This is a genomic window from Streptomyces sp. Je 1-369 (assembly GCF_026810505.1).
Lineage (GTDB): Bacteria > Actinomycetota > Actinomycetes > Streptomycetales > Streptomycetaceae > Streptomyces.
In genome coordinates this window covers 5,101,702-5,124,325 of sequence record NZ_CP101750.1, presented here as the reverse complement: position 1 = coordinate 5,124,325, position 22,624 = coordinate 5,101,702, and the positions used below count along the sequence as shown (strand labels likewise).

Below are 22,624 nucleotides of genomic sequence, written 5' to 3'. Positions count from 1 at the left end.
GACAGAAGCGAGGAGGCGGTCGTGGGGAGTTCCCGGCGGCGGGCCGCGGGGCCCGCGCTGCGGTACGAGCACGTGCCGGGGGCGCGGACCTCCGGCCGGTCGGGGGAGCGGAAGGGGAAGGGGGCGGCCGAGGAGGGGGAGCGGGCCAACTGGCTCTTCGGCACCCTGATGTTCCTCGCCGTCCTCGCCGTGGTGGTCCTCTTCGGCCTGGCCGATCTGGCCTGGGGCGACACGCTGTGGGGAGAGGTCGCGCCCGCCTGGCCCGGCGGCGGCTACGGCTTCGCGATCACCATCGGGCTCCTCGCCCCGCCCGCCGTCGCCGCGATCGTCGTGCCGCTGTCGCGGGCGAACTGGAAGAAGGAGCCGCTGCGTGCGTCGGGCCGGGCGGCCGCCGCTCTTCCCGGCGTGGCGCTGACGTGTCTGCTTCTCCTGCTCTGCTTCGGAGCGACCAGGCCCAAGCGCCGCCGCCGCGGACCGGAGTGCTTCGCGCACGGCGAGCCCTGCTGGATCCACGAGCAGTACCCCTACCTGTGGCTGCCGGGCGTCGCGGCAGCCGTCTTCTGCGCGGTGGCGGGCGGCTGGCTCGTGCACCTGTACCTGAAGAGGCGCCGCGCGGCTCTCACTCAACCCGGGACGGATAACCCTGCCGGGCGGCAACGGCTATCCCAATAACTATTGGATGGGGACCGGCCTCGAGCTGTTGGCCCAGGGAAGGGAAGAGCCTGACGTTCATCGTGGTGATGCCCGTACTCAATCCGGACGCAAAGAACTATTACGACGGGAGCGATATTCCGGGACAGCCCGGAATGGGCACGTGGATGACTGACGACGTCCCCGATTTCGTCCGGGCGAATTCCGGACACCGTCCCGGCCCCGGCAGATGAGCCGCCTACGGCTCCAGGAGCGCCACCCGCACGTCCGCGGGGAAACCCGTCGTCGGGCCGACCCTGCGGGCGAACTCGGTCACGCCCTCCAGCTGCGCGCCGCCGAAGCGGAAGTCCAGGGTCGTGAAGTACCGCTCCAGGATGCCGGCGTCGAAGGACTCCCAGCGCGCGGCCTGCTCGGCGACCTTGCCGACCTCCTCCAGGGAGAGGTCACGGGAGGAGAGGAACGCCTTGTGCACCGCGCGGACGACCTCCGGCTCCCGCGTCGCGTAGTCGCGCCGCGCCGCCCAGACGGCGAAGACGAACGGCAGGCCCGTCCACTCCTTCCACATCTCCCCCAGGTCGTACACGTCGAGGCCGAGCCGCGGTCCGTCGATGAGGTTCGCGCGGAGCGCCGCGTCGCCGATGAGGACGGCGGCGTCCGCCTCCCGCATCATCAGGCCCAGGTCGGGCGGGCACGTGTAGTACTCGGGCCGCACGCCGTGCCGCTCGGCGAGGAGCAGCTGTGCGAGCCGCACGGACGTCCGGGAGGTCGAGCCGAGCGCCACGCGGGCGCCGTCCAGCTGGTCGAGCGGCACCTGCGAGACGATCACGCACGACATGACGGGGCCGTCGCAGCCGACCGCGAGGTCGGGGAAGGCGACGAGGTCGTCGGCGTTCTTCAGGAACTCGACGAGGGTGACCGGCGCGATGTCCAGCTCGCCCCTGACCAGCTGCTCGCTGAGCTTCTCGGGGGTGTCCTTGGTCAGCTCGAAGTCGAGGAGGGTCCCGGTGCGTGCGAGGCCCCAGTACAGGGGCATGCAGTTGAGGAACTGGATGTGACCGACGCGCGGCCGGGGAATGCGACGGGAGTCGTGCGCATGTTCGGCGCCTGTCCCCGCGAAGGCGTTCAGGGGAGAATTGTCCACATCGGCGAGGCTAGCCCCCTTGCGGTACGGTCGGGGCGCCGGGGCCGGGACGTGTCCCGTCAACCCCACTGGGGGCCTCGTCAAACCTCCGGGTGACGTGATCTTGCCCCCTATTGCATTCCCCTGCCTGCGTGCTAAGCTCGCCGCAAGTTGCAGTTTGGTTTCCCTTGCAGTACAGAGCCTGCGGAGCATGTAACTCCGCGGGCTCTCGTCGTTTTCAGACTTATGCAGTTGTTTAAACAATCGCTGGTTCTGGAGCAGGGCAACCCTTTGGCCCAAGGAGGGCTTATGGCTACCGGAACCGTGAAGTGGTTCAACGCTGAAAAGGGCTTTGGCTTCATTGCCCAGGAAGGCGGCGGCCCGGACGTCTTCGTCCACTACTCCGCGATCAACGCGAACGGCTTCCGCTCCCTCGAGGAGAACCAGGCCGTTTCCTTCGACGTGACGCAGGGTCCGAAGGGCCCGCAGGCGGAGAACGTCACCCCGATGTAATCGGGCGCCCCACGCGAGTGGGGCGTGTGGTTGCTCCGGTGACCAGATCCGGAGATTGAGAGCAGTACCCAAGGAGCCCCGCTCCTCCGCGCGAGCGGAGAAGACGGGGCTCCTGCCTTTGCCGGCCCCTGGGCCTTGGGCGACGTCGGTGCGGTCCCGGGGGCGGCGGGCCCTACACGTGCTGCATGATCATGACGAACGTCGTGTTCGGCTCCAACGCCTCGTACGAGTGCGGGACGTCGCCGCGGTACGACATGTAGTCACCGGGGGCCAGTTCCACCGTTTCGCCGCGTGGGCCCGCCAGGAGGCGGCCCGTGCTGATGACCAGGTGTTCCACCGAGCCGGGGATGTGCGCGTCGGACTCGCGGGGCGCGCCCGGTTCCAGTGCGCCGTGGTAGATGTCGCGCCGGACGCCCGTGGGGCCCGGGGAGAGCAGCGTGCCCGCGTACGAGGAGTTCTCCGCGTGCATGGTCGGGCCCTCGCCCGCGCGGATCACCGTCACGGCGGGCGCGGGTGACTCCACGAGCACGCTGAACGGTACGCCCAGCGCGACAGCCAGCGCCCAGAGCGTCTCGATGCCCGGGTTGCCCGTGGCCGCCTCCAGCTGGGACAGCGTGGACTTCGCGATGCCCGCACGCTTGGCCAGCTCGGAGAGGGAGAACCCGGCCCTGGTGCGCTCACGGCGCAGAGCCGCGGCCACCCACTCGCGCGGCATGCGGGACGCTCCGGACGCGTCGGTCATTGTGTGCTTCTCCTCGCCTGCCACCCCGTGCGTTCGGTACAGGGGACCGATCGTTCGCCTTGACGAACGCGATCCTCTCCGCCCATCCTACGACGCATGCGTTCGCCACACCGAACAGACGACCCGCCCTGCCGAACGGACGAGAGTGCCACCGGCCTCGTCCGCTTCGCCGACCTTCCGCCCGGCGTCCTGCGCGACATCGCGCTCGTCTGGCTCGCCGACGCCGTCGTCGGCGTCTCCTTCGGCGCCATCGCCGTCGGCGGCGGGCTACCCGTGTGGGTGCCCGTCCTCATGTCGCTGCTCGTGTACGCGGGGTCCGCCCAGTTCAGCGCGGTCGGCGTCCTCACCGCGGGCGGCGGCCCCGTCGCGGCCGCGGCGACCGGCCTGCTGCTCAACTCCCGTACGGCCGCGTTCAGCCTCGCCCTCGCCGACGACCTCGGCCGGTCCTGGACCGCGCGTCTCATCGGCGCGCACCTCGTCACCGACGAGACCGCCGCGTTCGTCCTCGCCCAGGAGGGCCGCAGACAGCGCACGGCGGCCTTCTGGATATCCGGCGCCGGACTGTTCGTCGCGTGGAACCTCTCCGTGCTCGCGGGCGCCCTCGCCGGATCCGCGCTCGGCGACACCGACCGGTTCGGGCTCGACGCCGCGTTCCCCGCGGTGCTGCTCGCGCTGGTGCTGCCCGCCCTGCGCGGCGACAACGCGGCACGGCGGGCCTCGGCGGCCGGGGCGGTCATCGCGGTGCTCGCCGCGCCGCTGCTGCCCGCGGGGGTGCCCGTGCTCCTCGCCCTCCTCGGCCTGCTCGCGGCCCGCCGCGGACCCCGACGCCCCCGCCGTCCCCGTACCGCCTCTTCGAGGAGCGCCTCATGAACGCCACGCTCGCCTGCGTCCTCGCCCTGGCCGCCGGAACGTACGTCTTCCGGCTCGCCGGACCCGTCCTGCACGGCCGCGTCGAACTCCCCGCCCGCGTCCAGGAGATGCTGGCCGTGGGCGCCACCGTGCTGCTCGTCGCGCTACTCGCCACCGGTGCGCTCACCGAGGGGCAGGGCTTCGCGGGGTGGGCGAGGCCCGCCGGGGTGCTGGCGGGCGGGGTGCTCGCCTGGCGCAGGGCACCGTTCGCCGTGGTCGTGGTGGGCGCGGCGGCGACGACGGCGCTGCTGCGGCTGGCCGGGGTGCGGTAGCCCTTAGAGCCTGGCGGCCGGGCCCCGTTCGTACAACTCCTCCACCGCCTCCGCGTACCGCTCCGTCACCGCCTTCCTGCGTACCTTCAGGCTCGGTGTGAGCAGGCCGCCCTCCACCGTGAAGTCCTCGTCCAGGACGGTGAAGCCGCGGATGCGGGCCGGTCGCGAGGCCGTGGCGTTGGCGGCGTCCACGGCCTCCTGGACCAGGGCGCGCACGCGCGGGTCGCGGGCGGCGGGGACGGTCAGCGTCACGCCCTCCCGGGCCGCCCACCCCGTGACCTCCTCCGCGTCCAGGGTGACGAGTGCGACCGGGTAGGGCCGGTGGTCGCCGACCATCACGGCGCGGGAGACGAACCGTGACGTCTGGATGGCCAGTTCGGTCAGGGACGGGGTGAGGTTCTTGCCGCCGGAGGTGATGATGAGGTCCTTCTTGCGGCCCGTGATCGTGAGGAACCCGTCGTCGTCGACCGCCCCCAGGTCGCCCGTGTGCAGCCATCCCCCGGCGTCCAGGACGTCGCGGGTGGCCCCGGGGTCGTTGTGGTAGCCGTGGAAGACCATGGCGCCGCGGGCCAGGACCTCCCCGTCCTCGGCGATGCGGAGCTCGACGCCGTCGACGGGGCGGCCGACGGTCCCGTACCGGACCGCCCCCGGGTGGTTGAGGGTGAGGACGCCCGCGGACTCCGTCATCCCGTATCCCTCGTAGACCGCGATGCCGCAGGCCCGCAGGAAGTCGACGGTGTCGGGCGCGATGGGCGCGCCGCCCGTCAGCGCCCACCGGACGCGGCCGCCCAGCGCCTGCCTGATCAGGCCGTAGAGCGCCTTGTCGGCCGCTTCGTACGCGTCCCGCAACTCGTCGGGCAGCTCACCGTCGGCGGCGAGGACCCCGATGCGGACGGCCTCCTCGAACCGCTCGCGGCCACCTTCCTCCGCCTCCGCGAGCGACAGCACCACGGACCGCACCTTCTCGAACAGCCGCGGCACGGACGGCAGATGTGTGGGCCGCGCCTCGGCGAGTTCGGAGACGACGTCCTCGATGCGGCCGCCGAAGTAGGTGAGCGTGCCGCCCGCGATGAGCGTCGTGAACTCGATGAGCTGGGCGAGGAGGTGGGCGAGCGGCAGATAGAGGTACGTGGACTCGCCGGGGCCGCCGTCCACGAGCGGCACGGTGGCGGCCTGCACGGCCAGCAGGTTGCCGTGCGTGAGCAGACAGCCCTTGGGCGGGCCCGTGGTGCCCGACGTGTAGATGATGGTCGCGAGGTCCGTGGCGCGGCACGCGGACGCGCGCTGCAACAGGGCGGTCCGCGTGCCGAGTTCGCCGGGCATCTCCGTCATGAGGAGCACGCGCCGCAGGCCGGGCAGCCGGTCCCGCAGCCGCTCCACCTTCGCCGCCCGGGCCGCGTCCTCGCAGATCACGACCTCCGCGCCCGAGTCCGACAGGACCCACGCGACCTCGTCGTCACCGGCCGTCGGATAGACCGGCACCACGACGGCGCCCGCCGCGAGGACACCGAAGTGCGTGCAGGTCCACTCGGGGCGCGTCTCGGCGAGGACCGCGACGCGGCCGCCAGGGCCGACCCCGAGCGCGAGCAGCGCCCGGCCCACCCGGCGTGTGGCGTCGCGGAGTTCCGCGTACGACATCCCGGCCCACTCACCGTCGTCGCGCCGGAAGCGCAGGGCGGGCAGTCCGGCGTGGCGCTCCGCCGCCCACTCCGCGAGGAGCGCCAGGGTGCCGGGCAGTTCGGGCGGCTCTACGGGGTCCTTCCGCGTCTGCTGCATGCGTACGACGCTAAGGAGCCCGCCCGGCCGCGGGGATGACGCGGAACGTCAGCACCACTGGCCGGGGCGCTCAGCGCGGGCCGGGCCTCGCCCGGCCGGGGGTCAGGCGATGCCGCCGTTGGTGGGCAGGTCCCTCTTCTCGCCCCTGAAGACCGGCTTCCAGTACTGCGAGATCGAGGGCGGGCCGCCCCACATGGACGTCGGCACCACGTACACGTTGTTCGACACGTAGTTGTTCTGCGGGCCGAGCGCGTACTCGGGATGGACGCGCGGGAGCAGCGCGTAGCTGTCCGCGTCGTGGGCGACCTGGCCGCTGCCGTGCACGCGGCGGATGATCCACTCCTGGTGCAGGCTGCCGTCCGGCTCGCGCAGGCGCGGGTAGTCCTTGGCGGTCGCGCCGGCCGTGTTGATGCCGGACATATCTGTGACCTTCCGTCGATGGAAACAGAAAGAAGCACATGTGGCGTCTTGGCCGTGCGGGTCGGACATCGCGAACGCCAGCCGCTTCTGATGGGCTGTCACGCGGTGTTTTGGGTCAACCTTCCCGGCGCTAACGTCGTGTCATGGCCAGGCGGACGATCACTGTGCACCACGTACGGGCCGTGCTGCGCGGCGCCGAGCGGCACGGCGTGGACACGGTGCCGCTGCTGCGCGGAGCGCAGATACCGCCGCTCCTGCTCGGGGACGACCGGGCCCGGGTCACGGCGCCCCAGTTCGCCCGGCTCTTCCGCGAGCTGTACCGCGCGACGCAGGACGAGTTCCTGGGCCTCGGCTCCGCCGTCAGCAGGCCGGGGACGTTCGCGATGATGTGCCAGGCGGCGCTGGGCTGCCGTGATCTCGGCGCGGCCGTGGAGCGGGGCACCACGTTCTACGGTCTCTTCCCCGGCGGGCCCGACCTCGCCCTCGAACGGCGCGGCGGCGACGCGGTGTTCGGCGTACGCAACGATCTCGAACAGGACTACTTCCTCGCCGAGTGCCTCGTCATCATCTGGCACCGGCTGTGCAGCTGGCTCATCGGGCGTCGCATCCCACTCCGCTGGGCCGAGTTCGGGCACCCGCCGCCCCCGCACAAGGACGAGTACGAGCTGCTCTTCGGGTGCCCCGTGCGGTTCGGTGCCGAGCGGACCGGCGCGGGCTTCGATCCGCACTGGCTCGACGCGCCGCTCGTCAGGGACGAGGACGCGCTGGACGAGATGCTGCGCCGGGCCCCCTTCGAACTCCTCAGCCGCCGCGAGTACGGCACGACCGTCGCCGAACAGGTGCGCCGCGTCCTCGCCCGGGCCCTGCGCTCCTCGCCCCGGCTCCCCTCCCTCGGCGAGATCGCGGCGCGGCTCGCGGTGAGCCCGGCGACGCTGCGCCGCAGGCTCGCCCAGGAGTCCACGTCGTACCAGCAGCTGAAGGACGCGGTGCGGCGCGACGCGGCGATCGCCGGTCTGGTGGAGGGCCACGAGCCGATCGCGGAGCTCGCGGCCCGGCTCGGCTTCTCCGAGGACACGGCGTTCCACCGGGCGTTCCGGCGGTGGACGGGGACGACGCCGGGCGCGTACCGCACGGAGACGGAACGCCCGGCGGGGGTCCCTCCCTACGACTCGTCGTCGCCCGGAGGCGGGCCGCCCGGGGGACTGTCCGGCGGGCCGTCCGGCGGCGGGGGCGCGTCCGACGGGGTTTCCGCCGGGGTCGCCGAGGAGGCCTCGCGCGGCTGAGGCCTCGCGACCTCGAAGCGCGCGCCGTTGACCGCCGCGCCGTCGCCGGACACCGTCGTCTCCCCCTCCTGCTTGCCGAGCCGCCTGCTGGTACGGCCGAGGGCGATCAGCACGGTGATCAGCGAGGCGGACGTGGACTCGATGCGGCGGGTGTGGCGCACGGCCTCCTCGTACGCGGCGTGGGCCTGCGGCAGCAGGTCCTGCGCGTCGTAGACGTCCCCCATGTCCTTGAGCACGGACGCGTACCAGCCGGGGTCGGAGTCGCCGTCGACCAGGGCGAGCACCGCCTGGTAGCCGGCCACCGCGTCGGCGTAGGCGCCCTCGACTCCCATGCGGCCCAGCTCCTCGTGGGTGAGGGCCATGTTGTGCAGGACGGCCGCGCGCCGCTCGGCGTCCCCGATCTTCGGGACCTCCGCGGCGAGCTGCTCCAGGACGTCCCGCGCCTCGGTCCGCTCCCCCAACGCGACCAGCGTGTTGGCGAGCGCCGTCATCGTCGTGGCGAGGTCGCTCGGATTGTCGGCCTGCTGCTTGTACGAGACGGCCTGCCGGAAGTACTCGACGGACTCCTTGAGGTCGCGGGCGTCGCGGTAGGTGTCGGCGATGTCGTGCAGGATGATGCCGTAGACGCCCGGTGACTCCTGGGGGTCGGTCAGGCCGCGCGCCTCGTAGAAGCAGGCGAGGGCCTGCTCCAGGCGGGCGGGCCGCGACTGACTGGTCTCTTCAGGCATGGCGGTTCTCCTTTCGGGGTCGGAGGGTCGGAGAGTCCGGGGGGGTCCTGCTTCCGGCGGACGGGCTGGCGGCGCGGGTTGGGGTACGGGCTGGCGGCGCGGGTTGGGGCACGCCGTCGCCGCTGTCCTCGCGCTCCCCCGTCAGCACCTGTGTGCGGTACGCGACCGAACCCGCGCGGGCGGACCGCTGGGCGCGAGGGCGGGCCGCAGCTCCCGTACGAGCTCCCGCAGCCCGTCGGTGTACGCCCGGCGCACGCCGTCGTCCACATCGTCCAGGGCGATCCCGAAGCGGGTGCGCCAGGAGATCCGCTCGTCGCCGCGCAGCCGCCGACCCGGGTCGCCCTCCGCCAGTGCTGCCATGGCGTCATCGAGCATGCGCCACACCCCCATCGCTCCGAGCCGCGCGGCTCCCCCTCTGGGAACGTAGCGCCGAGACGGTGGTCTGGATACCTGCGAGCCGAGGTCAACGAAGGTGAGCGTCCCGGTCATCCCGGCGATTACCCGCCGGTCTCTACGGTCGTTGACAGAACACCCCTGCCCCTGAGGAAAGTCGGGAGAGCCGCATGCACACACGTACCAGCGCCAGAGCGTGGGCCGTGGTGGCCGCGCTCGGCCTGTCGGCCATCACCCCGCTCACCGCGGCACACGCCGCGGGACACCCCGCCGCACCCACCGGCACCCCCGCGGTCACCGCGAACGCGGCGGATGCAGCGGACGCAATGGACGCAGCGGACGCAATGGACGCAATGACCATCGCGCCCGCCGCGAACACCGTGAACGCCGCGACCCCAGCCACCCCTCCAGCCCCCGCAGCCCCCACAGCCCCCGCGACCGCCGACTCCCCCGGCGACATCGTGACCTCCGAGCCCAGCAGCTTCCACCCGCTCCCCGGGCAGGCGACCAACACCAAGGCCTGGAAGATCCACTACCGCTCGACCACGGCCAAGGGCGAGCCGAACACCGTCTCCGGCACGGTCATCGTGCCGCAGGACGGCAGGAAGGGCCCCCGCCCCCTGATCACGTACGCCGTGGGAACCGTCGGCGTCGGCGACCACTGCGCTCCCAGCGCGGGCTTCCCCAAGGGCACCACGGTGGAGGGCAACCTCATCCAGCAGCTCACCCTGCGCGGCTGGGCGGTGGCCGTCACCGACTACGAAGGGCTCGGCACACCCGGCGACCACACGTACACGGTGGGCCGCGCCGAGGGCCAGGCCGTGCTGGACGCGGCCCGCGCCGCGATCCGGCTGCCCGAGGCGGGCCTCGGCGAGGACACGCCGGTCGGCATCATGGGCTACTCGCAGGGCGGCCAGGCCTCGTCGTGGGCGGCCGAGCTGCACGGCTCGTACGCTCCCGAGCTCGACGTCAAGGGCACGGCGACCGGCGGCGTACCCGGTGACCTGCTGAGGGTCGCGAAGTTCAACGACGGCCTGTACGGCTCGGGCCTGATCTTCATGGCGGCGATCGGCCAGAACGCGGCCTTCCCCGAGCTGAAGCTCGACTCCTACCTCAACCCCCGGGGCAAGAAGCTCATCGGCGCCCTGCGCAACTCCTGCGTCGCGGACGGCTCGGTGCTCGGCGCGTTCAAGACGATCGCGTCCATGACCACGAAGAACCCCCTCGAACAGCCCGACTGGAAGCAGCGCCTGACCGAGTCCCAGGTCGGCACGGCCAGGCCGGACGCGCCCGTGTACCAGTACCACGCGCTCGCCGACGAGCTCATCCCGTACGCCGTGGGCAAGAAGGTCCGCCAGGACTGGTGTGCGCGAGGGGCGAACGTGGAGTGGCACACGGTGCCGGTCGGCGATCACGTCAGCGGCGTGATGACGCAGTCGCCGTTCGCGGCGCAGTGGCTGGCGGAGCGGTTCGCGGGGAAGGCGGCACGCGGCAACTGCTGAACGGCGCCTCCCCCTGTACCGCGGGGCGGAAAAGGAGTGGGCCCACGCGACGAAATCCCCCTAGGATCTCGAGGTTTGCACGACTGAGGTCTGCATGATCTGAGGTCTGTACGACCCGAGGTCTGTACGACTTCGAGAACCCGGGGGGAATTCTCGTCATGCTCATCGCGCCCACGGCCCTGTCCCTGGCCATGCTGGCCCTGTTCGTCCTGGCGATGAAGGCGTCCGACGCGGCGCCGCACCGCGGTGGGGCGGAGCCCGGCGCCGAACCCGAGGGCCCCGGTGTACCCGGAGGCCCCGGAAAGGGAGCCGCCCGATGACCGTACCCACCACGCCGCGCACCCCGCCCGACCCACCCGCCCCCACCCCCGCGTCCACGGCTCCTCTGACGCCGCCGCCGGGCGACCCCTCGCACGGGGACCCGGCCCCCGGCCCCGACTTCATCACTCCGACGGACAACGTCTTCGTCCGCACCCACCTCGGCGGCTTCCCCGACATCGACCCCGCGGCCTGGACCCTGACGGTCGAGGGCCTGGTGGAACGCCCTCTGCGCCTGGGCCTCGCGACGCTCCGCGCCCTGCCGTCCGGTCGGCTCACCGCCGTCCACGAGTGCTTCGGCAGCCCGTTCCGGCCCGACACGCCCACGCGCGCGGTGACGAACATCGAGTGGGCGGGCCTGCCGCTGGCCGCGCTCCTGGACCGCGCGGGCCCGCTGCCCGCCGCCCGGCACGTGCTCTTCGAGGGCGCGGACACCGGCTCCTTCCAGGGCGAGGACGGACTCTCGTACGTGAAGGACCTCCCCCTGGAGACCGCACTCCGTGACGTGTTCCTCGCGCACGGCATGAACGGCGAGCCGCTGCGCGTCCGGCACGGGTATCCGCTGCGGGCCGTGGTTCCGCGCATGTTCGGCACGAACTCCGTGAAGTGGCTGACGCGGATCGTCCTGACGGACGAACGCCCGGAGCACGTGTTCACGACGACCTTCTACACGCGCACGCTCCCGGGGGACGACACGCCGCAGCCGGTGCGCGCACTGGACGTCAACAGCAAGATCCTCTCGCCTGCCCCGGACGCCGATGTGCCCTACACCGGGTGGGCGTTCCGCGGCCGTACGTGGAGCACGACCGAGGTCGTCCGCCTCGACCTGTCCTTCGACGGCGGCCCGTGGGAGCCGGCCACCCTGGACGTCCCCGGCGGCGACCCGGCCTGGCAGGGCTTCTCCCTGCGCCGCACGCTCGCGCCGGGCCCGCACACGGTCCGCTCGCGCGCGACGGACGCGGCGGGCCGCGTCCAGCCGCCGCCGGGCGCGCGGAACTCCGTGCACGAGCTCCGGTTCACGGTGGGCGGGCCCCCGAGCCGCTCGCCTCACCCGTAAGCCGCCCGCCTCATCTGTACGCCGTACGCCGTACGCCGTACGCCGCCCGCCGCCCGCCGCCAAGGAGCAGTCAGTCATCAAGGCGCCCGAGATCGAGATCACCGAACCCGTACTGCGCACCCTCCTCAAGGAGCAGCATCCGGACCTGGCGGAGCTGGAGATCCGCCGGGCGGCCAGGGGGTGGGACAACGAACTCTGGCGGCTAGGCGACGACTTGGCGCTGCGCATGCCCCGCACGGAGCGCGCCCCCGGCCTCCTGCGCAAGGAGTACCGCTGGCTGCCCGCGATGGCGCCGGGCCTCCCCCTCCCCGTACCGACGCCCTTGCGCCTGGGCGTGCCGTCCGCCCGCTTCCCGGAGCCGTGGACCGTGGCGGCCTGGGTGCCCGGCACACCGGCGGACCGCACGCCGGTCAGCCGGGGCGGCCGGGCCGCGGACGCCCTCGGGGAGTTCCTGCGGACGCTGCACGCGCCCGCGCCCGTGACGGCGCCCCCGCACCAGGGGCGGGGCGGCCCACTGCCCCCGCTCGCGCACGACTTCACCGCGCGGCTCGCGGATCTGTCACCCGAGGACATCGGCGTCGGCCCGGACGACGCGGACGCCCTGCGCACCCTCTGGCAGGACGCCGTCGCGGCGCCCGCCTGGCAGGGCCCGCCCACCTGGCTGCACTGCGACCTGCACCCCGCGAACGTCGTGGTCACCGACGGCGCCCTCACCGGCGTGCTCGACTTCGGCGAACTCTGCGCGGGCGACCCGGCGACGGACCTCGGAGCGGCCTGGCTGCTCCTGCCGGAAGGCTCCGCGCCCCGCTTCTTCGAGGCGTACGGACGCGCCGACGAGGCGATGGTCCGCCGCGCCAAGGGGTGGGCGGCGCTCCAGTCCCTGGCCCTCATCGAGGTCGGCCGCAACGGGGAGCGAGGCCTGCCGGGCGGCAAGGTGACGTGGGGGCACGCGGGGCGGGCGACGCTGCGGAGGCTGATCGCCCGGTAGCGCGCCCCGTGTTACCGATACCCGGGCCCGGCGGCCCTCCGTTCCGCCGGGCCCGGGGGTTCACGGTGCCGGGTGTGCCAGGGTCACGCGGCAGGAGAACGCCTCGTTGCCCTCCTGCAACGCGGTGACCGAGACGCTGAGGTGACCCTCCGGGTACGCGGCCGGTTCGACGTGGGCGGTGATCAGGCAGGGCGCGTCGAACTCGACGTAGCGGAAGAACGCCGACTCGAAGCGGACCGGGAAGACGTCCCCGCCCCGGGAGCCCTCGACGGCGTGGGCGGCCTGTCGGGCGGCTTCGAGCAACAGCATGCCCGGCGCGTGGTCGACGGGGTGGTCGAACAGGATGGGGTGCGTCTGGTCGACGCGCAGCTGCCACTGGTGCGGCAGCGGGGTGGGCGAGAGCACGACGTCGGCGGCGTGTTCGCGGCCCACCAGGGCGGGCGGTACGGCGGGGCTGAGGCTGAGCGGGGCCGCGGTCGCGTCGCCGGGCGGCGTGCAGCGGTCGCCGCGGAGTCTGCGGTAGATCGCCGGGGCATGGCTGCTGAACCGGGTGTGCGCGGTACCGAGGTGGCGGCCGTCGCGCACGATCTCGATGTCCATCGTGAGCGCGGCGAGACGGCCGCCGCGCCGGGTGATGTCGCCGCAGGTGATGCGGAGTTCGACGTCCATCGGGCCGACGCCGAGCCCCATCGCGTCCGGCGCGACCTCGAAGGTGAAGTGCTGCCAGATGAGGTGGTGGCCGAGCGGCACGTCGTACAGGGCGTGCGAGATCAGCGGGATGCTCTGCCGCAGCGTCTCGGCGAGCAGCATCGGGTCGTGGCGTCCGGCCACGGGCGCGTAGAAGGCGTGCCCGCGCGGCCACCGGGCGGTGACCGTCACCCGGTCCTCACCCACGGGTGCCCAGCCGGTGAGCAGTACCTCGGCGCTGACGCGCTTGTGGACGTACTCCTGCGGCACGTGACGCAGTTGAGCCGTTGGCGCGGTCTGAGCATACGAAACGAGAGTCATGGGTCCCCCCCAGGGATGTGTGATGCCCGATCGAAGTGCGCGGGCTCTGGTCTCCCAGAACCATGACGCGTAAAGTAACGTGCGTTCTTTTTGTTTGTCGAGAGAGGCCGTCCGGATGCCGGAACCGAAGCAGGAGCGGGCCCAGAAGACGCGCGACGAAATCCTTCGCGCCGCCGCTGAGGTCTTCGACGAGCGCGGGTACAGCGGTGCCAGCATGCGGGAGATCATGAACCGCGCCGGTGTGACGCTCGGAGCCGTCTACTTCCACTTCCCCAACAAGGAAGCGTTGGCCCTGGCGGTGATGCGCGCCCAGCCGGCCAGCATCGTCCCCGCCCTGAAGTCGCAGGGCCTGCAACGCCTGGTGGACATCACGTTCGTGTGGGCGCACAAGCTCCAGACGGACCCGATGCTGCGCGCGGGCGTCCGGCTCACCAGCGAGCAGACCGGCTTCGGCCTCGACGACGCCACGCCCTACCGGGAGTGGGCCCGGATCATGGAGGAGTGCCTCGCCGACGGCCGCACGGCGGGCGACGTCCGTGCGGACGTCGACGTCCGCACGCTGGCCGAGTTCATCGTCTCCGCGTGTACGGGCCTCCAGGCGTACTCCCTCCTGTCGAGCGGCCGCGAGGACCTGCCCGAGCGGACCCGGGCCATGTGGCGCCTGCTCATGCCCGCGATCGCCACGGGGAACGCCGCCGACAGCATCGACGTGAGCGAGTCGCGGGAGGCGGCGGTCAACGCCTGACGGCGCCCCCGCCGATCACCGCCCAACCCACCACCCACCACCCCGCCCACCACACCACCGTTCGACCGACCAGCAGCCAAGGACGTTCCATGCACCAGCACTTCGCCCGCCTGCGTCTCGTCGCGCTCAACATCGACGGCGTTCTGCTCAACGACACGTTCAGCCCCGTCATCGGCAACTTCATCACCAGCCGCGGTGGCGTGTACGACGCCGCGACCGAGCGGCGCATCCTCTCCCAGCCGCGCCGCATCGCGGGCGGCGAGATGGCCCGCGCGGCCGGCCTCGACATCACGGGCGACGACGCGCTCGAGCTCTACTTCGAGGAGCGCGACCGCTACGTCGCCGAGCACCCGGTCCAGCCCAACCCCGGCGCCGCGGAACTCATCGAGCGGATACGCGGCCTCGGCCTCAAGGTGGTCTGCTACGGCGGCCTGAGCAAGCCCCACTTCGACACCCACCTGGGCCGCTGGGCGCACCTCTTCGACGGCCCCGGCTACGTCTGCACGGACTCGTTCCGCCCCGGCATCAAGGAGATCGCCGAGGACGTCTTCTCGCTGGCCCTCGACGAGGTGCTGTTCGTGGACGACGTCGCCCGGGTCGCCGAGGCGGCGAAGGGACTCGGCGTGCCGTTCATCGGCCATCCCTGCAGTTTCCAGCGCACGTTCATGGAGGAACTGTCGGTGCGGCACATCGTCGACTCGCTGGACGCGATCGACGAGAACCTGCTGCGCACGCTGGACGCGGAGGCGGCGTCGAACGCCAGCTGGCCCGCAAGTACCGCAAGTTGAGACCGGCACCACTCCACGTAGCATCACAACCGGGGGACGACAGCACAATGAACGACACCACGGTGAACGACACGACGACGAACAGCACGACGACGAACAGCGGGCCCGGACACGGCATGCTGGCCGGTAAGACCATCATGATCACCGGCGCTTCGAGCGGCATCGGCGCGGCGTCGGCCCGGCTGTTCGCGGCCGAGGGCGCGGCCGTGGTCCTCATGGCACGCCGTGAGCAGCTGGTGGAGAAGATCGCCGCGGAGATAGCGGAGAGCGGCGGGCAGGCCCTCGCGGTCGCCGGGGACGTGACGGTCCCGGCGGACGTGAGGCGTGTGGTCGACGCGGCGGTGGAGACGTACGGGCGGCTCGACGGCGGTTTCAACAACGCCGGTTGGGCCACGGCGGGCACGCCGCTGCACGAGACCGACGACGCGGTCTTCGACCAGGTCATCGACGTCAACGTACGTGGCGTCTGGAACTGCATGAAGGCGCAGATCACCGCGATGCTGGCGGACGGCGGAGGGGGCGCCGTCGTCAACACGTCCAGCGCGGCGGGCGTGGTCGCGACGGGTGCCACGGCGTCGTACATCGCGGCGAAGCACGCGGTGCTCGGCCTGACGAAGGCGGGCGGCGACGAGTACGGGCGGCGCGGGATCCGGGTGAACGCCCTGGTGGTGGGGAGCACCCGCACGGAGCTCATGGACGAGGTGCTCGCGGAGACGCCGTCCCTGGAGGAGAGCTTCGTCTCCCGCTCCATGCAGAAGCGGATGGCCGACCCGACGGAGGTGGCACAGGCCGCGGCGTGGCTGCTCAGCGACCGCTCGTCGTTCGTGACGGGCGGCTCCGTGCCGGTCGACGGCGGGTGGACGGCGGCCTGAGGCGGGGGGCGGGCTGTTCGGGGCCGGGCACAGGAGGTGGGGTCGGCCTTGACCCCACCACCCCTCTGGGGAGTTGCCAAAGGCGTGGGGGGTCGGGGGCGGGGGCGGGCGTCGTGGGGTGTGAGGGACGTAACGTCCGGACCGTAGCTGTCCGTTCACCGTTCGGAAGGTCTCACCGGTGTCTCTGCTCACCTCTCCCGTCCCGACGTCCTCCCCGCTGGCGGTAGCCGCGGAGGCTCCCGACCGTAATCTCGCCCTGGAGCTCGTCCGGGTCACCGAGGCCGCTGCCATGGCTGCGGGGCGCTGGGTGGGCCGCGGTGACAAGAACGGCGCCGACGGTGCCGCCGTGCGGGCCATGCGGACCCTCGTCTCCACCGTCTCGATGAACGGCGTCGTCGTCATCGGCGAGGGTGAGAAGGACGAAGCACCGATGCTCTTCAACGGTGAGCGCATCGGTGACGGGACCGGCGCCGAGGTCGATATCGCCGTCGACCCGATCGACGGCACCACCTTGACCGCGAAGGGCATGCCCAACGCCATCGCCGTGCTCGCCGCCGCCGACCGCGGCGCCATGTTCGACCCGTCCGCCGTCTTCTACATGGACAAGCTGGTCACCGGCCCCGAAGCCGCGGACTTCGTCGACATCGACGCGCCCGCCTCCGTCAACGTCCGCCGCGTCGCCAAGGCGAAGAACCTGGCCCCCGAGGACGTCACCGTCGTCGTCCTGGACCGGCCGCGGCACCGGGGCGTGATCGACGAGGTCCGGGCGACCGGCGCCCGCATCAAGCTCATCTCCGACGGCGACGTCGCCGGTTCCGTCCTCGCCGTCCAGGAGGGCAGCGGCGTCGACCTGCTGCTCGGCATCGGTGGCACCCCCGAAGGCATCATCTCGGCCTGCGCCATCAAGTGCCTGGGCGGCACCATCCAGGGCAAGTTGCGGCCGGGGAACGAGGAGGAGCGCAGGCGCGCCGTCGACGCCGGGCACGATCTCGGCCGCGTCCTCGCCACGGACGACCTGGTCAAGGGCGACAACGTCTTCTTCGTCGCCACCGGCATCACCGACGGCGAGCTGCTGCGCGGTGTGCGGTACGGCGCGGCGAGCGCCACCACCGAGTCCCTGGTGATGCGCTCCCGCTCCCGTACGATCCGCCGCATCGACTCCACCCACCGGCTCACGAAGCTGCGTGCTTACAGCGCGATCGACTTCGGGCGGGCGAGCTGACGTCACGGCGACCCCCGCGCCCGGGTGGATCTCAGAGCCTGTGTCATAACCCCGGCCGGGTGGTCGCCGCCTGGCACGCACGCTCGCGGCGTTGCCGAAACGCCCTAGTAGCTCCGCTACGAGGACGCTCCGGCGCCTTGCGATCGCACGCACCAGGCGACGCCCACTGATCCGACCAGGGTTATGACACAGGCTCTCAGGCGATGCGGCGCTGCTGCCATCGGTCCGCCGCGTCCTCCGCGACGAGTCGCCGGTACGCGTACGCGGCCGACGCCAGTGTCATGTGGTGGTGCCAGCCGGGGAACGAGCGGCCCTCGAAGTCGCGCAGGCCGTAGTTCTCCGTGAGGTCCGCGAGCGCGGCGGCCGTGCCGGACTGTGCCTGCACCAGCGGCAGCAGATCGTGCAGCCGCGGTCCGACCAGACTGGTCAGCCAGATGCGCCCCACGCCGGGGGACCCGGGACGGCGCCGTGCGAAGACCCGGTAGACCGCCGGGGACACGCCCCGCCGCCCGGGCAGCCGCACCAGGGCCGAGACCAGCCGGTCCGCGCGCGGTGTGCCGTCCCGGAAGTCGACCGGGGCCGACACCGCCCCTTTCGGGGACAGGAGTTGGAGTAGCCGGCCCGCCGTGAGGACGCCGTCGGGCGCGCCCGGCGCGGCTGCGCGCTGACCCTCCGGTACGACCCGCAGGCCGTGCGGCACAGCGATCACGCTGTGGCGCCCGCGCGCCGTCAGCTCCGTGGCCAGATACGCCCCGGACGTCGGGTGGTGGCTCGTGTCGGCGACCACCGGGACCGGTTCACGGCCGGTGTGCGGGGTGAGCGAGTCGACGAGGTGCAGGACGTGCTCCGTGGGAGAGCAGTGCCGCACGGTGTCGGGGATGCGCGTCCGCGCGCGCAGCTCCTCGTCCTCGTCCCACTCCTTGGGGAGCCGCAGCCGCCAGTCGACGGGAATGTGCGCGGTGTCCGAGGAGAGGAAGAGCCCTATCCCCATCTGGCAGTTGACCGTGCGGCCCGTGGCCCGCTCGAACCGCTGGTGCACGCCGCAGGAATGGCTGCCCCGCTTGGGCAGCACCGCGACGCCGACGGTCCAGGCACGGACCCGGGTGCGGTGCTCGGCCAGGCGCAGCAGCTCGTGCCGGGCCGGATTCCACTCCCAGGGGCTGGCGTTGGCGAACTGGTGCAGGGACTGCGCGGCCGTCGGTCCCGCGTGCAGCTGCGCCGCGAGCCGCCTGACCGACTTCCTGCCGGGCGTGGTGAGCAGCCCCAGTACGTAGGCCGCGGCCCAACGCCGCTGGTCCGCGCGGCGCAGATGACCGAAGACGGTCTCCGCGTACGAGGTGATCGACCCGTCCGCGATCAGCTCGGGCAGCCGTTGGTCCTGCAGCTCTGTCATGGCATTCCCTCCCCGTGATGGCGCCTGACTCCCACAAGAATAGAGAACGTTCGTTTTCTTTTGAAGAGCGGGGTGCGGATGGGAGTGCAGACGGCCGCGACTTGGCCAAGTTCCGCCGGGGCCGTGCGGCACGAGGGGCGACTTTCGGAAGTCGGCGTTGTCGAGCGCGCGACCAGTGCCCACAGTGGCTGTGGCGTGCAGGACCGGAGCGGATTCATGGGCTCCGGGAGGACAGGGAAGGGCGAGATGGTGAAGCAGGAACGGGCCGCGAGGACCCGGGAGGCGCTGGTCCGCGCGGCGGCCCATGAGTTCGAGCACACCGGGTACGAGGGCACGTCCCTCACCCGGGTCGCCAGGGCCGCGGGGATCTCGGTCGGCGCCCTCACCTTCCACTTCTCCTCCAAGGCGGGCCTGGCGCAGGCCGTGCGGACGCGCGGTGACGCGGCGGTCCGTGCGTGTGTGGCGGAGGCCGGCGCGGCCACGGGCACGGGCACGGCGCCCGCGTTCGGCTCAGCGCTCGGCGGCGTTGTCGACACCGCGCTCGACACAGCGCTCGACACCGCCCTCGACACCGTGGTCGCGCTCACCCTCGCGCTCGCGCGGCTACTCGAAAGGGACGAGGTGGTGCGGGCGGCCGTCCGGCTGTGGCGCGAGCTTCCCGACGGCGACGGCACGTGGTCCGGCCTCTGGCTGCCCGCGGTGGCGGAGACCCTCGACCGCGCGGGCCGGGCCGGGCTCGTCCCCTCCGTCGGCGAACGCGACGTGATGCTCCTCGCGGAGTACCTCCTGGCGGGTGCGGAGTCCCGTCTGCGGGGGCGGCTCCACAGGCCGCCGGGCGGGGGCGAGGGCGTGGGCGAGGGCGAGGGCGAGGGCGAAGGCAGCGTGGAGCGGGATCTCTCCCGTCTCTGGGCACTCGTCCTGCCGGGCCTGTCCGCGCGCTGACACCGGGCGGGCGCTGCCGCCGGGGCGGGCGGCCGGGCGGGGACACGTACGCGAAGGCACCTCAGGCATCACAGGACAGGACTCGATGGGGCCGACCCGGCCCGCCCGCCGTGCGGACACGACACGCACGGCGGTGAGTGACGCACGTATACGGAAGGTGGGTCGGTGAGCAGACGGAGTGAACCCGCTGTCCTCGCACGCGAGTCGGCTGTTCCCTGGGGCGGCACCGGAGGCGGCCCCGTCTGGGGCCGCGGCGGCAGCCGACCGCGACGCGCCTCCGGCGACCTGCCGCGGGCGGCGGCACGTGGGGTGCCCGGCGGACCCCTGAACGCACGCGACCGCGACGAGCCCAGCGGACCCCTGAACGCACGCGACCGCGACATGCCCGGCACGCACCCTGACGCACGCGACCGCGACGTGCTCGCCGTCGACGACCTCCTGGACCGGGTCCGCGAGGACGGCGCCGACGACGCCGTCGGGCTGCGCTTCCTGCCCGCGCTCGACCGGCTGCTGCACGCCCTCGACACCGAGGCCGACCTGCACGCGCAGGGCCGCGCGGCCGCACGCTCCACGCTGGTGGCGGCCCTCCTGAAGCAGCAGCAGATGATCCGGCTGCTGCGGGACCGGCCCGAGATCGCCCTCAACGACATCCGCGCCCCGATCTTCGTCACCGGACTGCCGGGCAGCGGCGCGGCGATGCTGCACAACGTTCTCGCCGAGCACCCCGCACTCGACGCGCCGACCCTCGCGGAACTGCACGACCCGGCGGGCCGCCCCACCACGATCCGCCAGCGCCGCGCGGCCCTCGACCGGGCCGCGAACGTCGCACGTGACGCGGCGCTCGCCACGGCGGGGCGGGGCTCCGGGCTGCTCCTCGGCCCCACGCGCCCCGGCGGCTGCCACCGGCTGCTCGGGAACGCGTTCCACGACATGGCGGCGACGCTCTCCTGGCGGGTCCCCGGCTACGCGGCGTGGCTGGAGACGGCCGACATGACGGAGGCGTACGCGTTCCACCGCGCCCAGATCCAGGCCCTCACCTGGCGCATCCCGGCGTCCCGCCCGGTCCTGCGCGACTCCTTCCACGCCCGCCACCTGAAGCAGCTCCTGCGGGTCTACCCCGACGCCAAGGTCATCCAGGTGCACCGCGATCCCGCGGACACCGTCGCCGCGTGCGCGGGCATCGCGACGGCGCTGCGCGAACGCACGGCCCACCGGGTGCGGCCCGCCGGGGCGGAGTGGGCCGACCGCGTCGAGCGCCACCTCGTGGCGTCCGAGCGGGCCCGGCTCGACGTCCCCCGGGGGCGCCTGCTCGACCTGCGCTTCGACGACCTGGTGGCGGACCCGGCAGGACAGGTGCGTGCCGTGCTCGCCTTCGCGGGCGTGACGGCGACGCCGATGTTCGACCGCGTCGTGACGACGTTCGTCGCCGGGACCGCCCGCGAGGCCCGCCGCTCACGGCCCTTCCAGCCCGCCGAGTTCGACCTCTCACGCCGCGAGTTGCACAGCCGCTATGCCGTGTACCGGGCGCGTTACGGCGTATGACACACGACCCCCACGTACGCGGATCCCACGTACGCGGATCCCACGTACGCAGTCTCAAGAAAGCGAGTGCCGTCGGTGACCGTGATATCTGACGAGGTGACGTCCCTGGCCCCCCGAGGGCCGGAGGAGCCGGAGGAGCTCCAGGGAATGGAATCAGCCATTCCTACCTGGCGGTTGGCGCTCACCGTCGGCGTCGTCGCCCTGGGCGGACTGCTCTTCGGCTTCGACACGGGCGTCATCTCCGGAGCACTCCTCTTCCTCAAGGAGGACTTCCACCTGACGTCCTTCCAGGAGGGCGCGGTCATCTCCTCGCTCCTGCTCGGCGCGGCGGCCGGCGCCCTGTGGAGCGGCGGTCCCGCCGACCGCTGGGGGCGGCGCAAGACGCTGATCGTCATCGCCGCCACCTTCACGCTCGGACTGCTGCTCGCCACCCTGGCCACCGGCTTCTGGACCCTGGTCGCCGCGCGCGTGATCCTCGGGCTCGCCGTCGGCTCCGCCTCCTCGCTCGTCCCGCTCTACCTCGCCGAGGTGGCGCCGCCCCGGCTGCGCGGCCGCCTCATCACGGTGAACCAGATCCTGCTCACCGCGGGCATCCTCGTCTCGTACCTGATCAACCTCTGGTTCGCCGATGACGCCAACTGGCGCGCGATGTTCGGCGCGGGTCTGATCCCATCCGTCCTGATGCTGGTCGGCCTCTTCTTCGTCCCCGAGAGCCCGGTGTGGCTCCGGCGGCGCGGGCAGGGCGGCGGGGTGACGGCACGCGAAGAGGGCGGGAGTCACCGCGCACTGCGCGGGATGCTCGCCGAGCCCGTCGTGCGGCGCGCGCTGCTGATCGGCGTCACGATCGGCGCGGTGCAGCAGTTCGCGGGGATCAACACGATCATCTACTACGCCCCCAGCATCATGCAGCGTGCCGGGCTCCCCGCCACGAACTCGATCATGTACTCGGTCGCCATCGGCGTGGCCAACCTGCTGATGACGGTCGCCGCGATCCCGCTGGTCGACCGGGCGGGCCGCAAGCCGCTGCTCATCCTCTCCCTCGTGGGCATGGCCGCGGCGCTCGTGCCGCTCGGGTGCGCGCTGAACGGCGCGTTCGGCGGGGCCTCGCACACGGTCAGCCTCGTCTCCATGGGGCTCTACGTCTCCGCCTTCGCGGTCGGCATCGGACCGGTGTTCTGGATCCTCGCCGCCGAGGTCTTCCCGCCGGACGTACGGGCCAAGGGGGTCGCGCTCTGCGTCCTCGTCAACTGGTCCGCCAACTTCGTCGTCGGCCAGCTCTTCCTGCCCGCCGCCGATCTGTTCGGCGAGGCGAGCGTCTTCTGGTGCTTCGCCGCGGTCTGCGTCGCCGCGCTGGTCTTCGTGGTGCGCACGGTCCCGGAGACGAAGAACCGCTCGTTCGAGGAGATCCAGCGGGAGCTGGCGTCAGGCGCACAGCACTAA

Annotated in this window: 23 protein-coding genes and 2 pseudogenes; 17 read left to right on the top strand and 8 right to left on the bottom strand. The window is 72.5% G+C overall.

Annotated elements, in window-relative coordinates; genetic code table 11:
- The first annotated feature begins 21 nt into the window (after nt 1-21).
- Together NOO62_RS23375 and NOO62_RS23370 are read left to right on the top strand one after the other, a co-directional pair.
- A complete protein-coding gene (locus NOO62_RS23375) occupies nt 22-672 on the top strand; it encodes a hypothetical protein (RefSeq protein WP_268772843.1) in 651 nt (216 codons plus the stop codon).
- Nucleotides 629-854, top strand: a pseudogene (locus NOO62_RS23370) (hypothetical protein); the annotation flags it as partial. The gene NOO62_RS23375 and the pseudogene NOO62_RS23370, both read left to right, overlap by 44 nt.
- Nucleotides 855-889: 35 nt before the next feature.
- Here NOO62_RS23370 and NOO62_RS23365 read toward each other — a convergent pair.
- Nucleotides 890-1,726: a menaquinone biosynthetic enzyme MqnA/MqnD family protein gene (locus NOO62_RS23365; protein WP_268775736.1), complete on the bottom strand. Its 837-nt coding sequence runs from the start codon at nt 1,724-1,726 to the stop codon at nt 890-892.
- 354 nt (nt 1,727-2,080) lie between these two features.
- On the opposite strand from NOO62_RS23365, the gene NOO62_RS23360 reads away from it, so the two are divergent.
- Nucleotides 2,081-2,284: a cold-shock protein gene (locus tag NOO62_RS23360; RefSeq protein ID WP_006138897.1), complete on the top strand. Its 204-nt coding sequence runs from the start codon at nt 2,081-2,083 to the stop codon at nt 2,282-2,284.
- A 172-nt stretch (nt 2,285-2,456) separates the two neighbouring features.
- Here the strand turns inward: NOO62_RS23360 and NOO62_RS23355 are convergent, their stop codons facing one another.
- Complete coding sequence (locus tag NOO62_RS23355; protein ID WP_268772842.1) at nt 2,457-3,026, bottom strand: helix-turn-helix domain-containing protein; 570 nt, start codon at nt 3,024-3,026, stop codon at nt 2,457-2,459.
- Between the two features lie 96 nt (nt 3,027-3,122).
- On the opposite strand from NOO62_RS23355, the gene NOO62_RS23350 reads away from it, so the two are divergent.
- Together NOO62_RS23350 and NOO62_RS23345 are read left to right on the top strand one after the other, a co-directional pair.
- Nucleotides 3,123-3,896 (top strand): AzlC family ABC transporter permease, encoded by a 774-nt coding sequence (locus NOO62_RS23350; protein ID WP_268772841.1) that lies wholly within the window; start codon nt 3,123-3,125, stop codon nt 3,894-3,896.
- Entirely contained in the window at nt 3,893-4,207 is a 315-nt protein-coding gene (locus NOO62_RS23345) for an AzlD domain-containing protein (protein ID WP_268772840.1), read from the top strand. Before NOO62_RS23350 ends, NOO62_RS23345 begins: the two co-directional genes overlap by 4 nt.
- Before the next feature lie 3 nt (nt 4,208-4,210).
- On the opposite strand, the gene NOO62_RS23340 is transcribed toward NOO62_RS23345, so the two are convergent.
- Nucleotides 4,211-5,983 carry an AMP-dependent synthetase/ligase gene (locus NOO62_RS23340; protein ID WP_268772839.1) on the bottom strand — a complete coding sequence of 591 codons (1,773 nt, stop codon included), beginning with the start codon at nt 5,981-5,983 and terminating at the stop codon, nt 4,211-4,213.
- 102 nt (nt 5,984-6,085) lie between these two features.
- A complete protein-coding gene (locus NOO62_RS23335) occupies nt 6,086-6,403 on the bottom strand; it encodes a hypothetical protein (RefSeq protein WP_268772838.1) in 318 nt (105 codons plus the stop codon).
- Between the two features lie 143 nt (nt 6,404-6,546).
- On the opposite strand from NOO62_RS23335, the gene NOO62_RS23330 reads away from it, so the two are divergent.
- Nucleotides 6,547-7,686: an AraC family transcriptional regulator gene (locus NOO62_RS23330; RefSeq protein ID WP_268772837.1), complete on the top strand. Its 1,140-nt coding sequence runs from the start codon at nt 6,547-6,549 to the stop codon at nt 7,684-7,686.
- Between the two features lie 434 nt (nt 7,687-8,120).
- Here the strand turns inward: NOO62_RS23330 and NOO62_RS23325 are convergent.
- Nucleotides 8,121-8,414, bottom strand: a pseudogene (locus tag NOO62_RS23325) (tetratricopeptide repeat protein); the annotation flags it as partial.
- A gap of 141 nt (nt 8,415-8,555) precedes the next feature.
- Complete coding sequence (locus NOO62_RS23320) at nt 8,556-8,789, bottom strand: hypothetical protein (RefSeq protein ID WP_268772836.1); 234 nt, start codon at nt 8,787-8,789, stop codon at nt 8,556-8,558.
- A gap of 371 nt (nt 8,790-9,160) precedes the next feature.
- Here NOO62_RS23320 and NOO62_RS23315 point away from each other — a divergent pair, with 371 nt between their 5' ends.
- The 4 genes from NOO62_RS23315 (at nt 9,161) to NOO62_RS23300 (ending at nt 12,672) form a co-directional block, all read left to right on the top strand.
- The gene (locus tag NOO62_RS23315) at nt 9,161-10,309 is read left to right on the top strand and encodes a lipase family protein (protein ID WP_414931006.1); all 1,149 of its coding nucleotides are present in this window, start codon (nt 9,161-9,163) and stop codon (nt 10,307-10,309) included.
- 158 nt (nt 10,310-10,467) lie between these two features.
- The gene (locus NOO62_RS23310) at nt 10,468-10,629 is read left to right on the top strand and encodes a hypothetical protein (RefSeq protein WP_268772835.1); all 162 of its coding nucleotides are present in this window, start codon (nt 10,468-10,470) and stop codon (nt 10,627-10,629) included.
- The gene (locus tag NOO62_RS23305) at nt 10,626-11,684 is read left to right on the top strand and encodes a molybdopterin-dependent oxidoreductase (protein ID WP_268772834.1); all 1,059 of its coding nucleotides are present in this window, start codon (nt 10,626-10,628) and stop codon (nt 11,682-11,684) included. Before NOO62_RS23310 ends, NOO62_RS23305 begins: the two co-directional genes overlap by 4 nt.
- A gap of 76 nt (nt 11,685-11,760) precedes the next feature.
- Nucleotides 11,761-12,672, top strand: coding sequence for an aminoglycoside phosphotransferase family protein (locus NOO62_RS23300; protein WP_268775734.1), 912 nt, complete (start codon nt 11,761-11,763; stop codon nt 12,670-12,672).
- 60 nt (nt 12,673-12,732) lie between these two features.
- Here NOO62_RS23300 and NOO62_RS23295 read toward each other — a convergent pair whose 3' ends face one another.
- Entirely contained in the window at nt 12,733-13,629 is an 897-nt protein-coding gene (locus NOO62_RS23295) for a ScbA/BarX family gamma-butyrolactone biosynthesis protein (RefSeq protein ID WP_268772833.1), read from the bottom strand.
- Nucleotides 13,630-13,795: 166 nt separating this feature from the next.
- On the opposite strand from NOO62_RS23295, the gene NOO62_RS23290 reads away from it, so the two are divergent.
- From NOO62_RS23290 to glpX, 4 genes are all read left to right on the top strand, one after another.
- The gene (locus NOO62_RS23290) at nt 13,796-14,425 is read left to right on the top strand and encodes a ScbR family autoregulator-binding transcription factor (RefSeq protein WP_268772832.1); all 630 of its coding nucleotides are present in this window, start codon (nt 13,796-13,798) and stop codon (nt 14,423-14,425) included.
- A gap of 89 nt (nt 14,426-14,514) precedes the next feature.
- Nucleotides 14,515-15,213 (top strand): HAD family hydrolase, encoded by a 699-nt coding sequence (locus NOO62_RS23285; RefSeq protein ID WP_268772831.1) that lies wholly within the window; start codon nt 14,515-14,517, stop codon nt 15,211-15,213.
- A gap of 116 nt (nt 15,214-15,329) precedes the next feature.
- Entirely contained in the window at nt 15,330-16,085 is a 756-nt protein-coding gene (locus tag NOO62_RS23280; protein ID WP_268775733.1) for an SDR family NAD(P)-dependent oxidoreductase, read from the top strand.
- Between the two features lie 184 nt (nt 16,086-16,269).
- Complete coding sequence (gene glpX / locus NOO62_RS23275; RefSeq protein ID WP_268775732.1) at nt 16,270-17,307, top strand: class II fructose-bisphosphatase; 1,038 nt, start codon at nt 16,270-16,272, stop codon at nt 17,305-17,307.
- Between the two features lie 196 nt (nt 17,308-17,503).
- Here glpX and NOO62_RS23270 read toward each other — a convergent pair whose 3' ends face one another.
- Complete coding sequence (locus NOO62_RS23270) at nt 17,504-18,700, bottom strand: transposase (RefSeq protein ID WP_268772830.1); 1,197 nt, start codon at nt 18,698-18,700, stop codon at nt 17,504-17,506.
- A gap of 246 nt (nt 18,701-18,946) precedes the next feature.
- Here NOO62_RS23270 and NOO62_RS23265 point away from each other — a divergent pair, with 246 nt between their 5' ends.
- From NOO62_RS23265 to NOO62_RS23255, 3 genes are all read left to right on the top strand, one after another.
- Entirely contained in the window at nt 18,947-19,642 is a 696-nt protein-coding gene (locus NOO62_RS23265) for a helix-turn-helix domain-containing protein (RefSeq protein ID WP_268772829.1), read from the top strand.
- 165 nt (nt 19,643-19,807) lie between these two features.
- Nucleotides 19,808-21,184 carry a sulfotransferase family protein gene (locus NOO62_RS23260; protein WP_268772828.1) on the top strand — a complete coding sequence of 459 codons (1,377 nt, stop codon included), beginning with the start codon at nt 19,808-19,810 and terminating at the stop codon, nt 21,182-21,184.
- A 147-nt stretch (nt 21,185-21,331) separates the two neighbouring features.
- Nucleotides 21,332-22,624: an MFS transporter gene (locus NOO62_RS23255; RefSeq protein ID WP_268772827.1), complete on the top strand. Its 1,293-nt coding sequence runs from the start codon at nt 21,332-21,334 to the stop codon at nt 22,622-22,624.